Source organism: Pseudonocardia sediminis, assembly GCF_004217185.1.
Lineage (GTDB): Bacteria > Actinomycetota > Actinomycetes > Mycobacteriales > Pseudonocardiaceae > Pseudonocardia > Pseudonocardia sediminis.
Genome location: NZ_SHKL01000001.1, coordinates 4615815 through 4628595, shown reverse-complemented (window position 1 = coordinate 4628595; position 12781 = coordinate 4615815). Strand labels below are relative to the sequence as shown.

At 66.7% G+C, this 12781-nt stretch carries 16 protein-coding genes and 1 pseudogene; 7 read left to right on the top strand and 10 right to left on the bottom strand.

Annotation, left to right across the window (positions count from 1 at the left end; genetic code table 11):
• Positions 1 to 224: 224 nt before the first annotated feature.
• Positions 225 to 989 carry a hypothetical protein gene (locus tag EV383_RS21390; protein ID WP_130291565.1) on the bottom strand — a complete coding sequence of 255 codons (765 nt, stop codon included), beginning with the start codon at positions 987 to 989 and terminating at the stop codon, positions 225 to 227.
• Positions 990 to 1357: 368 nt separating this feature from the next.
• Here EV383_RS21390 and EV383_RS21385 point away from each other — a divergent pair, with 368 nt between their 5' ends.
• Positions 1358 to 1615, top strand: a complete 258-nt coding sequence (locus tag EV383_RS21385; protein ID WP_130291564.1) for a terminase gpP N-terminus-related DNA-binding protein — start codon at positions 1358 to 1360, stop codon at positions 1613 to 1615.
• Positions 1615 to 2196: an HNH endonuclease gene (locus EV383_RS33135; protein WP_130291563.1), complete on the top strand. Its 582-nt coding sequence runs from the start codon at positions 1615 to 1617 to the stop codon at positions 2194 to 2196. The genes EV383_RS21385 and EV383_RS33135 overlap by 1 nt, the downstream gene beginning before the upstream one ends.
• A gap of 149 nt (positions 2197 to 2345) precedes the next feature.
• On the opposite strand, the gene EV383_RS32955 is transcribed toward EV383_RS33135, so the two are convergent.
• The gene (locus EV383_RS32955) at positions 2346 to 2696 is read right to left on the bottom strand and encodes a hypothetical protein (protein ID WP_341273742.1); all 351 of its coding nucleotides are present in this window, start codon (positions 2694 to 2696) and stop codon (positions 2346 to 2348) included.
• A gap of 390 nt (positions 2697 to 3086) precedes the next feature.
• Positions 3087 to 5285: a hypothetical protein gene (locus tag EV383_RS21370; RefSeq protein ID WP_130291562.1), complete on the bottom strand. Its 2199-nt coding sequence runs from the start codon at positions 5283 to 5285 to the stop codon at positions 3087 to 3089.
• A 1181-nt stretch (positions 5286 to 6466) separates the two neighbouring features.
• Here EV383_RS21370 and EV383_RS21365 point away from each other — a divergent pair.
• Entirely contained in the window at positions 6467 to 6769 is a 303-nt protein-coding gene (locus tag EV383_RS21365) for a hypothetical protein (RefSeq protein ID WP_130291561.1), read from the top strand.
• A 198-nt stretch (positions 6770 to 6967) separates the two neighbouring features.
• Here the strand turns inward: EV383_RS21365 and EV383_RS21360 are convergent, their stop codons facing one another.
• The 3 genes from EV383_RS21360 to EV383_RS21350 all read right to left on the bottom strand — a co-directional run bounded on the left by EV383_RS21360 (position 6968) and on the right by EV383_RS21350 (position 8940).
• On the bottom strand, positions 6968 to 7588 hold the full coding sequence (locus EV383_RS21360; RefSeq protein WP_130291560.1) for a phosphoribosylanthranilate isomerase: 621 nt from the start codon (positions 7586 to 7588) through the stop codon (positions 6968 to 6970).
• Positions 7589 to 7669: 81 nt separating this feature from the next.
• A complete protein-coding gene (locus tag EV383_RS21355) occupies positions 7670 to 8005 on the bottom strand; it encodes a PNPOx family protein (protein ID WP_207223614.1) in 336 nt (111 codons plus the stop codon).
• Between the two features lie 227 nt (positions 8006 to 8232).
• Positions 8233 to 8940: a TetR/AcrR family transcriptional regulator gene (locus EV383_RS21350; protein WP_130291559.1), complete on the bottom strand. Its 708-nt coding sequence runs from the start codon at positions 8938 to 8940 to the stop codon at positions 8233 to 8235.
• Between the two features lie 79 nt (positions 8941 to 9019).
• Here EV383_RS21350 and EV383_RS21345 point away from each other — a divergent pair, with 79 nt between their 5' ends.
• Both EV383_RS21345 and EV383_RS21340 read left to right on the top strand, forming a co-directional pair.
• Positions 9020 to 10150: an FAD-dependent oxidoreductase gene (locus EV383_RS21345; RefSeq protein WP_130291558.1), complete on the top strand. Its 1131-nt coding sequence runs from the start codon at positions 9020 to 9022 to the stop codon at positions 10148 to 10150.
• A 21-nt stretch (positions 10151 to 10171) separates the two neighbouring features.
• Positions 10172 to 10606, top strand: a complete 435-nt coding sequence (locus EV383_RS21340) for an NUDIX hydrolase (RefSeq protein ID WP_242623242.1) — start codon at positions 10172 to 10174, stop codon at positions 10604 to 10606.
• Here EV383_RS21340 and EV383_RS32950 read toward each other — a convergent pair.
• Both EV383_RS32950 and EV383_RS21330 read right to left on the bottom strand, forming a co-directional pair.
• Complete coding sequence (locus EV383_RS32950) at positions 10567 to 10686, bottom strand: hypothetical protein (protein WP_341273754.1); 120 nt, start codon at positions 10684 to 10686, stop codon at positions 10567 to 10569. The genes EV383_RS21340 and EV383_RS32950 overlap by 40 nt on opposite strands.
• A gap of 142 nt (positions 10687 to 10828) precedes the next feature.
• Entirely contained in the window at positions 10829 to 11386 is a 558-nt protein-coding gene (locus EV383_RS21330; protein ID WP_130291557.1) for a glycosyl-4,4'-diaponeurosporenoate acyltransferase CrtO family protein, read from the bottom strand.
• Positions 11387 to 11431: 45 nt separating this feature from the next.
• Here EV383_RS21330 and EV383_RS21325 point away from each other — a divergent pair, with 45 nt between their 5' ends.
• On the top strand, positions 11432 to 11839 hold the full coding sequence (locus tag EV383_RS21325) for a RidA family protein (protein ID WP_130291556.1): 408 nt from the start codon (positions 11432 to 11434) through the stop codon (positions 11837 to 11839).
• 7 nt (positions 11840 to 11846) lie between these two features.
• Entirely contained in the window at positions 11847 to 12359 is a 513-nt protein-coding gene (locus EV383_RS21320) for a P-loop nucleotide/nucleoside kinase family protein (protein ID WP_130291555.1), read from the top strand.
• A gap of 5 nt (positions 12360 to 12364) precedes the next feature.
• Here EV383_RS21320 and EV383_RS32370 read toward each other — a convergent pair whose 3' ends face one another.
• Both EV383_RS32370 and EV383_RS32365 read right to left on the bottom strand, forming a co-directional pair.
• Positions 12365 to 12511 carry a VOC family protein gene (locus EV383_RS32370; protein WP_242623540.1) on the bottom strand — a complete coding sequence of 49 codons (147 nt, stop codon included), beginning with the start codon at positions 12509 to 12511 and terminating at the stop codon, positions 12365 to 12367.
• 95 nt (positions 12512 to 12606) lie between these two features.
• Positions 12607 to 12699: pseudogene (locus tag EV383_RS32365) on the bottom strand (VOC family protein); the annotation flags it as partial.
• Between the last annotated feature and the right edge of the window lie 82 nt (positions 12700 to 12781).

The following is a 12781-nucleotide window of genomic DNA, read 5'->3' as shown; positions in this document are numbered from 1 at the left end:
TTAGCCCGGCCTTCACGACCGCCCCTCCCCGTCGACGACGGTGTGGGTCCGCACCCCGGGCAGGCTCCGCTCAGACCACGGCTCGTAGGCGCCAGGAAGCGGGACCGGCGTTTGGTCGATCCGCAGCGTTGTCCGTCGTCGCCTCTCGTCACGGCGGTCGAGCCACCACGTCAGCCCGAACATGCACGGAAGTGCCGACATCCACCCGAGGACGTAGCCGGTAATCATGTGCCCACCAACCTCGGACGGGCCTCACGCTCGTGTGTCGCCTTCGCCGCTCGAGCTGCACGCCCGGCCGGCCCCTCGGTCAGCCCCGTCTGCGTCCGGACCTTCTTCCAGCCGACCGGACCATTGCCGGCGCGGAGCTCGCCCAACGCCCAGTCGGTCGCTGCCTCTACGGTCCACTCGTGGAACTGCTCCTGCGGCGGGGTCGCGTCCTCCGCCGCAGGAGCAGGATCGGGGGGCGCGGGAGGCGGCTGCTCTTGCCACGGAGTCGCGGGTTCGGTCACGCGCTCGCTGGCGAGCTCAGCGACCGTCCTTGGCGTCTCGACGTCCTGCGGTACCGACACCCCGCCCGGCCGCGCGGCCATCCCGCCGGCCACGTCGTAGCCCCACGCCAGGAACAGCGGATACAGGGCGCCGGTCAGGACAACCGTCCAGATGGACACCTCGACGGCCTGGAAATCCACCGCGTGCATCGCACCGTTCCCGACCGCCGACAAACCGGCAGATGCCCACGCGAACCGGGTCGCCTTACGCCGGCACGACTCGTCCCGCGGGTGCTTCGCCACCACGATCCCCAGCAGCGCCGACGCGTCAGCCAGTACCGGCAGCGTCCACGCCAACCCGACCGGGATCCGGTTCGCCAACCCCCACCGGGTCAGGTACCAGGCAGACACCGCGGCGAGGAGGACGACCAGGACGACGCGGAGAGCGTCACGAAGCAGCCACGGGCCGGACGGGCGCAGCGCGAGGAGCCGGGCTTTCATGTCGATCCCGCCCGTCGATCCTTCTCCTGTGTGACGTGACGGGCGTGATCCAGGGCGAACGTCTGCGCACCGGACACCGTCAGCGGGTGCGGGCGGGCCTTCGCGCAGCCAGGGCAGACGGTGGCGCATGCCGGCCCGAACTTCGTTTCGCGGACCACAACGGTCAGGCCGTCCCGGCTGCCGCACGCCTCGCAGTGAAGGCTTGGACCGTGGCATCCCGGCAGAACGCTCAGGTCGGGTGTTGAGCTCACAGGCGAGGCTCCTCGGGGTTTGACAAGGCGACGCTTGCTTGCAGAACTGCAAGGCGGCTAGTCTGGCCTGACTCTTGCAGAAATGCAAGGCGGGTTGATGGCCTAAGATCCCCGCCCGTGACGGGCCGTAAGTACGAGGTGACACATGCTCTGGTGCGGCTCATGACCGGAGAGATCGAAGTCGGCGACATGACCGAAGCTGAACTGGCTGATTCGTTCAGGGCGTTGAGCGAACGGAAAGCCATCGAGGGGCGGACAGCAGCCGAGTTGTACCGCCGCGGGTGGACCTGGCCGCGGATCGCGGCGCTTCGGAAGGTCGACCAGTCAACAGTGCACCGTTGGGCTCAGCCGTACCTGCGAGACGGGGAAACCTGATGCTGCTCGAAGGTGACCCCGCTACGCGGCTCGAGAGGTTCAAGTACCTGGTTGAGGTTGGCGAGTATCCGGACGTTGGGTCGGTCGTCGCAGCCCTGTCCGATCGGCAACTGGGCCCGTCGCGACGAGCCCAGGCCATCAAGGACTACCGCGCGGCTCAGGCCGACAGGGCCGTGCGAGCGAAGAGAGAGGCTCGAAGGATCCCCGCTGCAGTTCGTAGAGACGTCCTAGCGTCGGGTAATTGCGCTTACTGCGGTGACGAAGCGACTTGTGTCGATCACATCGTCCCGGTCAGCCAGGGAGGAACTCGCCGGCGCCGTAATCTTGCTCCTGCATGTAGGTCCTGCAATGAGAACAAGCTCGACTTCACGGTGGATGAGTGGATTCGGTACCGCGCCGAGAAGAACCTTCCCTGGCCTCCGCTGCCACGGACCGTGATGTTGCTGGAGGACACGCTCCGTAGGTACCGCGAGGATCCGGAGTTCGCCGCGTGGGTGGACGCGAAGTACGCGGCCTGCGCGGCTCCTCAGGTGGGGAGCAACGAGCCTCGCACTTACCGCGCATTTACTCCGGGAAACTAAGGGACGGCCCTGGACTGTCGCGGACAGCCAACGACGCGTCACGGCAGCTCAGAGGACGTTCCGGGCCACTCCGGGCGTGTCCGGGAAAGTCGGAGCGGTTTGTCGGGCGGTTATTGGTTCGAATCCAATCGGAGGAGCATTTCTCCAGGTCAGACCCCATCTCCCGGGTCGTGACCAAGATCGGCTCCCAGAGAACCCCCAGGAATGGATTCGGGCGACGGGTCATTGCCGAACACCTCCAAGACGTCCCGGGCGCCGGTCGAGGCGACCTTTCGGCCGAAGTAGAAGTCCTGCGTCATCGAGATCTTCGAGTGTCCGAGCTGGTCGGCCGCCTGACGGGCCGAGAGCCCCGCGTTGTCCATCAGGCCTACCGCGAGCAGCTGGGGCGGGGAAGCGGGTAGGACGAAGCCCACCGGCAGCGCCGCGTAGAGATCCAGAGCGAGGAAAGGTGTGAGCGCAACGTCGATGCCGGCTGCTGGATCGCCGAAGCCACCTGCCATGCCGCCATCACGCCACATCCCGCCACTTCACCATCGACGAACTCCGGTGGGGAGTGCTCGCCACCGACGGAGCGCAACGCGGCATCGACCATCGGCGCCTGTCCTGGCCGGGCATCGCGGGAAAATGCGACGACGAGCTCCTGGCCCTCTTTCACGATGTGCAGCGCGGGGAGCCCCTCAGGGCCCCGAGGGGTAAGGACTCCCGCGGACCAAGCGGCATCACGAGAAGACCGTCGCTACTTGGGTCGCTGACCAAGGCTGAAGACTCGTCCGGTCGACCGAGCGCCCGCTGTGTCTAGATCTTCCATTCAGTATCAAGCGGCGCCTACGGCGCCGGGTAGGCAGAGCTGCGCCCTCCGGGCGGTCTCTGCCTACCGTGTCACCCAACGCCTAGCGGCTCATCTCCGAGTTGAAGGAAAGACGTCGCTTCGGACGTCGTGGGAAGTTCGCCCACCTACCTTGAAAAGCCGAATCGTGAACATGTGCGAACCTCATTGGCTCTGGGGCATCGCGAAGTCTGGCCGATCGCACCATGATCTGATCTCCCGATCGTGTCGGGAATAGCGAAAGATCAAGCTGCGATGGCCGCTGCAAGCTGATCTCTACGCCGTCAGGGCTACGTAACTTGGTCCTCTCTCGACCCACATCATCCACGTCTGAGTTCACGAATCGGAAGATCGCTGGATAGAGACCTGAGGCTGCCAGTACCCCCAGGCGCGCGTCAATCTCGTTCAGGGCTTTCTGAATCTCCTCATTCCCAGGAAAGGCTTCCGAGTCATGCAAAAGGGCGTTTCTAACATTCAGTACCTTCTCTGTATGGAACCCGCTTGCGACTTTAGTCAGGGCATCGGTGATGTTCAGCTGCGAGGCAGAGTCGAAATCCAAGAAAGGGAGCGTGTGTCGAAACGGGAAAGAGAACGGGCTACCCCAGTCCCTGACGGCTCGTGGCATGTCAGAGGACGAGCGTTCGAACTCGACACCACGTCTCATCAGGTCACGAAGATGTTTACTGAGAATCCCAAAGCAAGACACCAAATCGGCCAGAGCCATCTCAGATGTACGACTTTTCTCCAAGTTTGAAGAGTACGGCTGAATCCAATCGTCGAAGAATGCTTCAGCGGCCGAGTCAGTAAATTCTAGAGTGCGCCCCAAGGCGTAGTGGTCCCTCAGCGCAGTCCACGCGACGAAGCGAACTACTCTTTTAAGTGCCGCCTCGACCGCTGGGAAGAGCTTTCCGGCAACACCTCGCACATCGTTCATCTGGTGACGATCTAACCCGTCAATGGGAAGCGCCTGGACTAGAGTACGAAGTTCATGGAGCATAGATCGGGCAGAGGTCAATTCTATCGACTGTTCATCGATTGAGAATCCAACGTGCCACGCGATGAGCTTTGCGAGGAACTCGTCCGATTTTTCATCGAACCGTCCGCTTGGTAATCCCAGGTGCTCAAGAGATGCTCTATATGCCCTCTCGTCAGATATAAGAAGCTTCTCAACAATGCGCACAGGGCTTTCGCTGGCGAGCGCTGACGTAAGCCTCTCGCGACCTGTTTCGCCGTCATGGCCCCTAAGGAGCCAGGATAGGCGAGCGTCATGCTCATCATTTTCCGGAGGAAACACTCCCCCAATCAAATCTCTGAGTCGAAGTTGCAAGAACACCGCTGGCGGATGGAAGCGGACACCGAGGTTCGATGCCTCCACTCGCATGCGAAACGGCCCAGTGCCGTGCGCCATAATCATGGCAGCACGCGTTTCGCCGTCTGGAATCTCGATATCACTGGACCATACGAGCTGATTCAGTGCCGTATGCAACTCCTCATCTGAAGCCAGTAGAGTCAATTGCATTATCTCGGCCTCAGATCTATTTTCAACCCATTCCTTCGCTGAGCGAACCTCATCGTCTGGAACGGCGGTCACGCAAGCTGAACGCATTCGATTACTAGTTTCGTCTAATAGGCGCACGAGCAGCATTCTCCGCTCTTCTAAGGAAAAGCAGTCCGCCAGAAAGAATGGAACGGTGTCCATGTTGTTCCAACGGTAGGGGGCCTGCTTCCTCACCTCAACGCGGTCCACAGCCTCAACTAGGCGATTACCAGATCGACGAGTCTTCTCATTGCGATCACGAATCGCATCCTGCGCCTTGGCTACCCCTGTCCTAAAAGAAGACAGATGGACGGAATGCACCGAATGACAGTCTGGCTCTTCACAGTGAAGAGCAGGCGCGGCCGTACGGGCTGGGATATAGCGCCATGCCGTAGATTCGAGGAGTCCGAGCGGCCCCGTCACATAGGGGCCGTGCTGGAATACGCCATGCGGGGCATCCTTCAGAAGATTCTCAGTCTCATCGGGTGTTGGAAACGGGTCCTCATTCAGGCCCGAGTCCGCAACCGCATCGTATAGACTTCTTCCATAGATCCACGGGTGGCGGATCTTTGTCCGCTTGATTTCACTAGAGACCGCGTCGTGGATCGGAACAAGATCGATTGCCTCGACGTCGACCAATAGAATGTCGCCTAGTGCAACTTCAATAAATACCGCAAGCTGCGCTTCGCGGAGGTCGACTCCGTCACCCTTGATCTGATTCGCCAACCGCGACCCTCGCGGGGTGAATTTCATCGCAGCAGTAAGCGGGAGCGCGGGCTTGTAGTCCTTCGCGACGATACTGTTTCCTAACAGCTCCGATAGGTGCATACATCGGGCCAAAGTCTCGCGATTCTCTTCAGACAGTTGGTCCCACTCACTACTGCTTGCACGTGACATGCGTTCTGCCCCCGGAACAGCGCCGATGCGAAGTTTCTGTACGCGGAACGTCGTCTCGCCGACGCGATGCGTTACCTGCGCGTCCTCGCCGGGCGGGCAAGTCTCCGGGAGGGAGGGCGTGCCATCCTGCCGATCTCCCTCCGGGCTACCACACGGACGACCGTGGGCGGAGCTTGACGAGATCGGCCGGCGGTTGCGTAGAGGGCCGCCCAAGGCCGCCCGCGCGGTCGGCTTGCAGCAGGTCGACGGGATGACACCCGGCAAGCACAGGGGAGCGGCTGGCGCCGGAGCACATCCAGGGGCACATCCGCCCCCGAATCGGCCCGGTACCCGTTGACACGACGTGGCAGCGGGTGGGCTGGTGAACGAGGGCGCCGAGCGAGACGTGTAGACAGGCAGCGAGCCTGGTTCGCGCTAGGAGAGCGGATCTCGGTCAGTGATCTTCGAAGGCAGGGTGAGTGTCGAGCTGAGTGACAACCAGCCGACGACATTCCGGACGCTTGTGGATCGCCTCGGACTGTTGACCAGTGCAGAGGCTGGCGCGAGCGCTCGTTGGGGGCGGCGTGCCAGTGCCTGGCAGTCAAAGAGTCAAACGACATTCCCTCGCCGGGCGGGCTGTCTCTGAGCTGGCCGGGGGTGTGGCATCCCGTCGACCTTCCCGGTGGGCTACCACACGACGGCCCGAGGGCGGAGCTCGCGCGGTTGGCCGGCGGTTGAGTCGAGGGCCGACCCGGGCCGTCGCGCTGCCGGGCGTTGCCAGGTCGATGGGATGCGACACGACCACCGGGTGTGGGCAGCAACGCGGCTAGGCCGTCACGGAGCTACCTCAGTTGGCATCGTCGAGACCGTCGATGTGCTGATCCTGGGTCAGGAGCCAGGCTGCTGGGCGGTGAGTTGCCTGTGATGTTGTCCTGGAGAATCGCACCGCCCACCGGCGTTGGTCAGCTCAGCGCCGTGGCGGGTACTCGGGCAGGAGCTCGGCGCGGTCAAAGGCCTGCGGTGTGTTGAACGTGGGACGGGTCTCCTTGGACTGCAAGTACGCAACAGCGGGCCCGCGACCACCTGAAGTACGACGCGACGCGACCTCCGAGAAGTTCCTCGATGAGGCCGACTACCTGATGGGCAAGCTGCGGCAGCTGGCGATCGTGTTCGCGTTCGGCGGCAAAGAGAACAAGTACAACCAGACGACGTTGCCCGAACCGCTGGCCGCCGACGTCCGCAACTACATGCCGGCAGCGCGGTCGCACTCGACAAGCACTTCGCCGCCGACAAGCAGGACGCGCAGGACCACGCCGACGACGTCATCAGCATGACCAGTGATGGTGCCGGAGGTCAGCGCGCCGGCGGCGAGCAGCTCCCTGACTTCGCGGCTGCACCGGGTCGCCGAGGAAGTCGAACGCGTGGCTGAACCGCTGATACCAGCCACGACTCGTATAAGTCAAGACTGGTGTCATGTCTTTGCTGGGCGGGGACTGTTTCTCTCGGCTCCTTCCCGTGTCACACCGTGGGGCTCATTCGGTCGCACCACGTGCGGCGGCGACGAATCTGATGATCTCGCGGTGGTCCTTCACTCCCGGCGACGACTCGACCCCGCTCGAGACGTCCACGCCCCACGGTCGTACCGCGCGGATCGACGCCGCCACGTTGTCCGGGTCCAGGCCGCCGGCCAGCAACCACGGCCCCGACGGTCGCTGTTCAGGGGGCAGGGAACCGAGGTCCCACGTCTCTCCCGACCCGGCGAGCGGGGAGTCGAGGAGCAGTACCTCCTCACCGAAGGCGCCGATGCGCAGGTCCGGCTCGAACGCCAGCGACGTCGCTCGCCACAGCCGCACTCCCGACGCGACCACCGCGGCGAAGTCAGGTCGTTCGGTGCCCTCGTGCAGCTGCAGGACGTCGGTGCCGACCTCCCGGGCCAGCGCGGTCGCTTCGGCAGCGCTGTAGTCGCGCGTGACCAGGACCGACGTCATCGAGTCGGGAACGTGTGCCGCGAGCGATCGTGCGCGGGCCGGGTCGAGGTGGCGCGAGCTGCTGGGGCTGACCACCAGCCCGATCGCGTCGACGCCGGCGTCGGCCGCCACCTCGATGTCGTCGAACGACGACAGTCCGCAGACCTTCACCACGACATCGCTCACCTGGTCAGGGTAGACACGCGCCGATCCGAACCGGCTCGGCGTACCGGCGTCGTGGGTGCGTCAGCGAGAGGTGGCCCGGGGTCACCGCAAGGTCAGGAGGAAGACCCTGGCGCCGGCGGCCCAGGCCGCCCGCAGGTCGTCCGGATTCGGTGTGCCGTCCTCGTCCCGGCCGATCTTGTTGATCTTCGCGAAGCCGGGGTTGTTCCGGGCGATCACCGCGTAGTGCTCGGTCACCGCCGCCTCGTCGGTGAGGACGCGGACGTCGGTGACGCGTCGTCGTCCCTTGTAGCGAACCTCCAGCGGCTCCCCGGTCCGCAGGTTCTTCCCCCAGGCGAACCCCGAACCCAGGAGCAGGACGCCCTCGTACGGGAGATACGCCATCGGGATGGTGTAGCGCTTCCCGGACTTGCGACCCACCACGTACAACGTGATCAGACCTCGTCCGACCAGCTGGGACAGGAGGGGTGCCCGCAGGAGTCCGCGAACGACGCGGTTCAGCACCTTTTGGATGGCGAAGGGCTTCACCCGATCACCGGGAGACGATCGGCCGGAAGGAACCTCCGGATGGGACGGCTCACTCGCCATGCACGGAGTCCTTCTGATCGTCGATCGCGGCCTTCTGCGCATTCTCCGATGTCATTTTCTCACGGCTCGCGGTGCACGGCCGCCTGTCGACCGGTCAGGTGAAGGGCGGTGATACCGGCGAGGACGAGGTCGATCCCGGCGAGGAACTGTTCGCGGTCGTCGTGGTCGCGCATCTGCCCTACGACGGCCCGGGTGAACGGGTAGTCGCCGGGGTCGAGCTCCGCCCACTCCGCCGCCATGGCGCCGAGGAGCTCGGCGCGGTTCGCGTCGGGCCCTACGTGGCGGGCGTTCGCGGCATTCTGGGCGGCGGCGCCGAGGATGTACTGCATCAGCACCGTGGTCGTGATGAACCAGTCGTCCTCGGGCACGCCGAGCGCGCCGACCTGTCGTCCGATGCTCTCGAGGATCCGCGGTGTCGTCGCCTGCCAGCCGCTGTCGGACAGTTGCGTCGCCACCCACGGGTGCGCGTCGATCGCGTCGAACAGGCCCAGTGCCACAGCGCGGATCCGATCCTGTGGAGAGGACGCCAGAGGCTCGACGGCCAGGGCTGCGGCGACGATCTCGTCGGTCGCGACCGTGAGCAGCTCGCCCTTGTTCGCCACGTGGTGGTAGATCGCCCCGGGGCCGGTGGCCAGGCGCTCGGTCAGGACGCGGAACGTCAGCCCACTCTCGCCGGTCGTGTCGAGCAGCTCGACGGCGGCCTCGACGATGCGCTCGCGGGAGAGCGCCTCCGTGCGTCGCGGGGATCGCTGTGTCCGGGTTGCCACGGCGCCATCTTGACACATCTGGAACGTCGTTCCAATATTGCTGTGGAACGACGTTCCAACATGACTGGAAGGAGCCACCATGACCACCACCGTCACGATCATCGGCGCAGGACTGGGCGGCCTCGTGCTGGCTCGCGTCCTGCACGTCAACGGCATCCCCGCCACGGTCTACGAGGCGGAGTCCTCACCGACCGCACGCACCCAGGGCGGGATGCTCGACATCCACGAGGACAACGGTCAGCCCGCCATCGAGGCCGCGGGACTGACCGACGAGTTCCGCGACCTCGTCCTGGAGGGCCGCCAGGCGATGCGGATCCTCGACCGGGACGGGACCGTCCTGGTCGACGAGCCCGACGACGGCACCGGCGGACGTCCCGAGGTGCAGCGCGGCGAGCTGCGGCAGCTCCTGCTCGACTCGCTCCCGGCCGGCACCGTCCGGTGGGGGCACAAGGTCAGTGGGGTCCGGGCCCTCGGCGGGGGCCGTCACGAGGTGTCCTTCGCCGACGGGACCACCGCCGTCACGGACCTGCTGGTCGGTGCGGACGGCGCGTGGTCGCGGGTCCGCCCGCTGCTCTCCGACGCGACGCCCGAGTACATCGGCAGCTCCTACGTCGAGACCTACCTCCTCGACAGCGACACCCGCCACCCCGCGACCGCGAAGGTCGTCGGCGGCGGTTCGCTGATGGCGCTCGCGCCGGGCCGGGGGATCCTGGCCCACCGGGAGAAGGGCGACACCGTGCACACCTACGTGGCGCTCGACGCGTCGCGGGAGTGGTTCGCCGCGCTCGACCTCACCGACCCCGGCGCAGTCGCCACGCGGGTCGCGCAGGAGTTCGACGGCTGGGCGCCCGACCTCATCGCCCTGATCACCGACAGCGACACCGCACCGATCCACCGGCCTCTCTTCGCTCTGCCGGTCGAGCTCCGCTGGGACCGGGTGCCGGGGGTGACCCTCGTCGGCGACGCCGCGCACCTCGCACCCCCGAACGGTGAGGGCGCCAACCTCGCGATGTACGACGGCGCCGAGCTCGGCCGGGCCATCGCCGCGCATCCCGGCGACGTGGAGGCCGCCCTCGGCGAGTACGAGCAGGCGATGTTCCCGCGCAGTGCCGAGGCCGCATCCGACGGCGGCCGGCTCCACGATCTCCTCTTCGGCGAAGACACCCCGCACGGTCTGATCGCCGCATTCGCCGAGGACCGGATGCCCTGAGCCCGGCTAGGGTCGCCGATCGTGCCTTCCCAGCGTGCGATCCGGACACTCGCCATGGCCGTCGTCCTCCGCGGTGCCGACATCCTGGTCTCCCAGGGCCGGGACCCTGTCAAGGGGGAGACGTTTCACCGGCTGCTCGGCGGTGGGATCGAGTTCGGGGAGCCCGCCGAGGAGGCCCTGCGCCGTGAGATGCGGGAGGAGATCGCGGTCGAGCTGACCGGGGTCGAGCGACTCGGCGTCGTCGAGAACATCTTCGTCTACGACGGCGAGCCGGGCCACGAGATCGTGTTCCTGTACTCGGCGACGGTCGCGGACCCGGCCTTCTACGACCGCGACGACCTCGGCACGGTCCTCGACGAGGGCAGCCCGGTCCTGTGGCTCCCGCTCCAGGACGTCGTGGACGGCCGGGCGATCCTCTACCCGACGGGCGTCATCGATCTGGTGCGGCCGGGGTGACGGGCTGGAACCGAACCGCGCAGGTCGGTGGCGACCACGGTGGCCTGCTCGACGAGAACGGGCGCGACGCGATGCCACATCAGGTGGGTCTTCGGGATGCCGTGCAGCAGGAGCACGGGAGGTCCGGTGTCTCCTGTGCGTCCATGGATCGCACCCTCCGCCGTGGTGATGGCGAACTCGGTGAGCCCCTCGAACATCGGACCGTCTCCTCCTTCGATCGGGTCACCATTCGTTCCCGTCGACGACGCGGCTGATCCGCGCTCGCAAGATGCGCTGCAGCAGTACCGGGTACAGGTGGAACACGACGACCGCGCCGCCGAACCACACTGCCGCGGGCACGTCGCGGCACAGCAGCGCGACCACGACGGCGACGGTCCCCGCCGAGCCCACGAGAAGATGGCAGAGCTCGGAGCTGCGGGTGTGCCGGTCGAGGGAGCGCAGCCCGGACCGCGTCGCGTCAAAGCCGCGACGGCGGGTCACCATCCGCTCCCAGCCGATCACGCGCAGAGCGGTCCCGAACACGCCCACCCCGAGCCGTCGCCACAGAGCGGGCTCCCAGGTGCGCACGGTGAACCACCGGGAGCCGAAGGCCGGCGAGTACGCGTCCACGGCCGCGCCGACCCAGAGCGTCACCAGCAGGTTCGCCACGAGGGCGAAGACCGGCCCCGACGGCACGGCGAGTACCGCCACCAGCGACAACGCGGTCACCACGCCGAGACCGCTCGCCGCCAGGACGGCGACCCGCGCCGCGACGGGTGCGTCGACGACGGGCCGGGTCACGACGTCGACAATGGAGGAGCACGATCACGACGACAAGGAGCCGACATGGCCATCTCCCTGGTGAACCCCGACGGACTGCCGGTGGGCGACCTGTACGCGCAGGTGTCGGTCGCGTCCGGGTCGAAGCTGGTGTTCGTCGCCGGGCAGGTCGCCCGTGACGCCGACGGCGGCAAGGTCGGCGACGGCGATCTCGCCGCCCAGGTCGAGCAGTGCTATCTCAACCTCGGCACCGCGCTGGCCGCGGCCGGCGCGACCTTCGACGACGTCGCGAAGCTGACCGCCTACTTCGTCGACTGGACGCCGGACAAGGCTCCGCAGCTGTTCGAAGGGATCGCCCGGGCGAAGGCGAAACTGGGCACCACCGCCAACCCGCCGTTGACCGGGATCGGGGTCGCGGTGCTGGCCGAGCCCGACCTCCTGGTGGAGGTCGAGGCCACCGCGGTCATCGAGTGAGGCGGGTGTGAACGGGGAGCGGGCCCGGCTCGTCGTGTTCGCGGGCCTGCCGGGGGTCGGGAAGTCGACGCTCGCGCGGGAGGTCGCGACGGCGTTGCGCGCGACGTTCCTGCGGATCGACACCGTCGAGGCCGCGATCGCGTCCACGCTGACGGCGTTCGACGACAGCCCGGTCGGCTACGTCGTCGGGGCGCGGGTGGCCGCCGACCAGCTCCGCGCGGGCCGGCCGGTCGTCGTCGACGCGGTCAACGCCGTCCAGGTCGCCCGGCAGGGGTGGGTCGACCTCGCCCGGGAGCACGCCGCGGCGCTGGACTTCGTCGAGGTGACCTGCGGCGACCCGGCCGAGCACCGCCGTCGGGTGGAGGGCCGCGTCGCCGAGATGCCCGGTCAGCACGTCCCGATGTGGGCCGAGGTGCAGCGACGGCGGTGGGAGCCCTTCACCGTCGACCGCATCGTGATCGACAACCGCGGCGACACGGCAGCGAGCGTCCGGCGCGTCCTGGACGGGTTGACCGGGTAGCGACGTCAGGCGTCCACTCCGTACACCTCAGGGCTGAGGGCGCGGGGGACGCCCGGGCTGCCCAGCGTGACGTCCCAGGTCCAGAACTCGACGACGTGCCCGTCCGGGTCGGCGACGTAGGCGGACCAGGCGTTTCCCGGTCCGAACTCCACCTCGTCGACGGTCGCGCCGCGGTCCCGCCGAGCACCCGGGCGGCTTCACGGCCTGCCCACTCCGGTCCCTCCCATCGGCCGATCACGGGAAATCCCAGGACCTGGGTGTAGAACCGCTCGGACGCTTCCAGGTCGGCGGTCTCGAGCACCAGCTCGTTCACCCCGGCCGCCGGTATCGCTGTCGTCATGTGGCGAGTCTCGGACCTGCGGTCGGCTCGAGGTCAAGCGCGCGTCGCCGTCCTCGCCGGGTGTGTGCGCCCCCGTTGACGG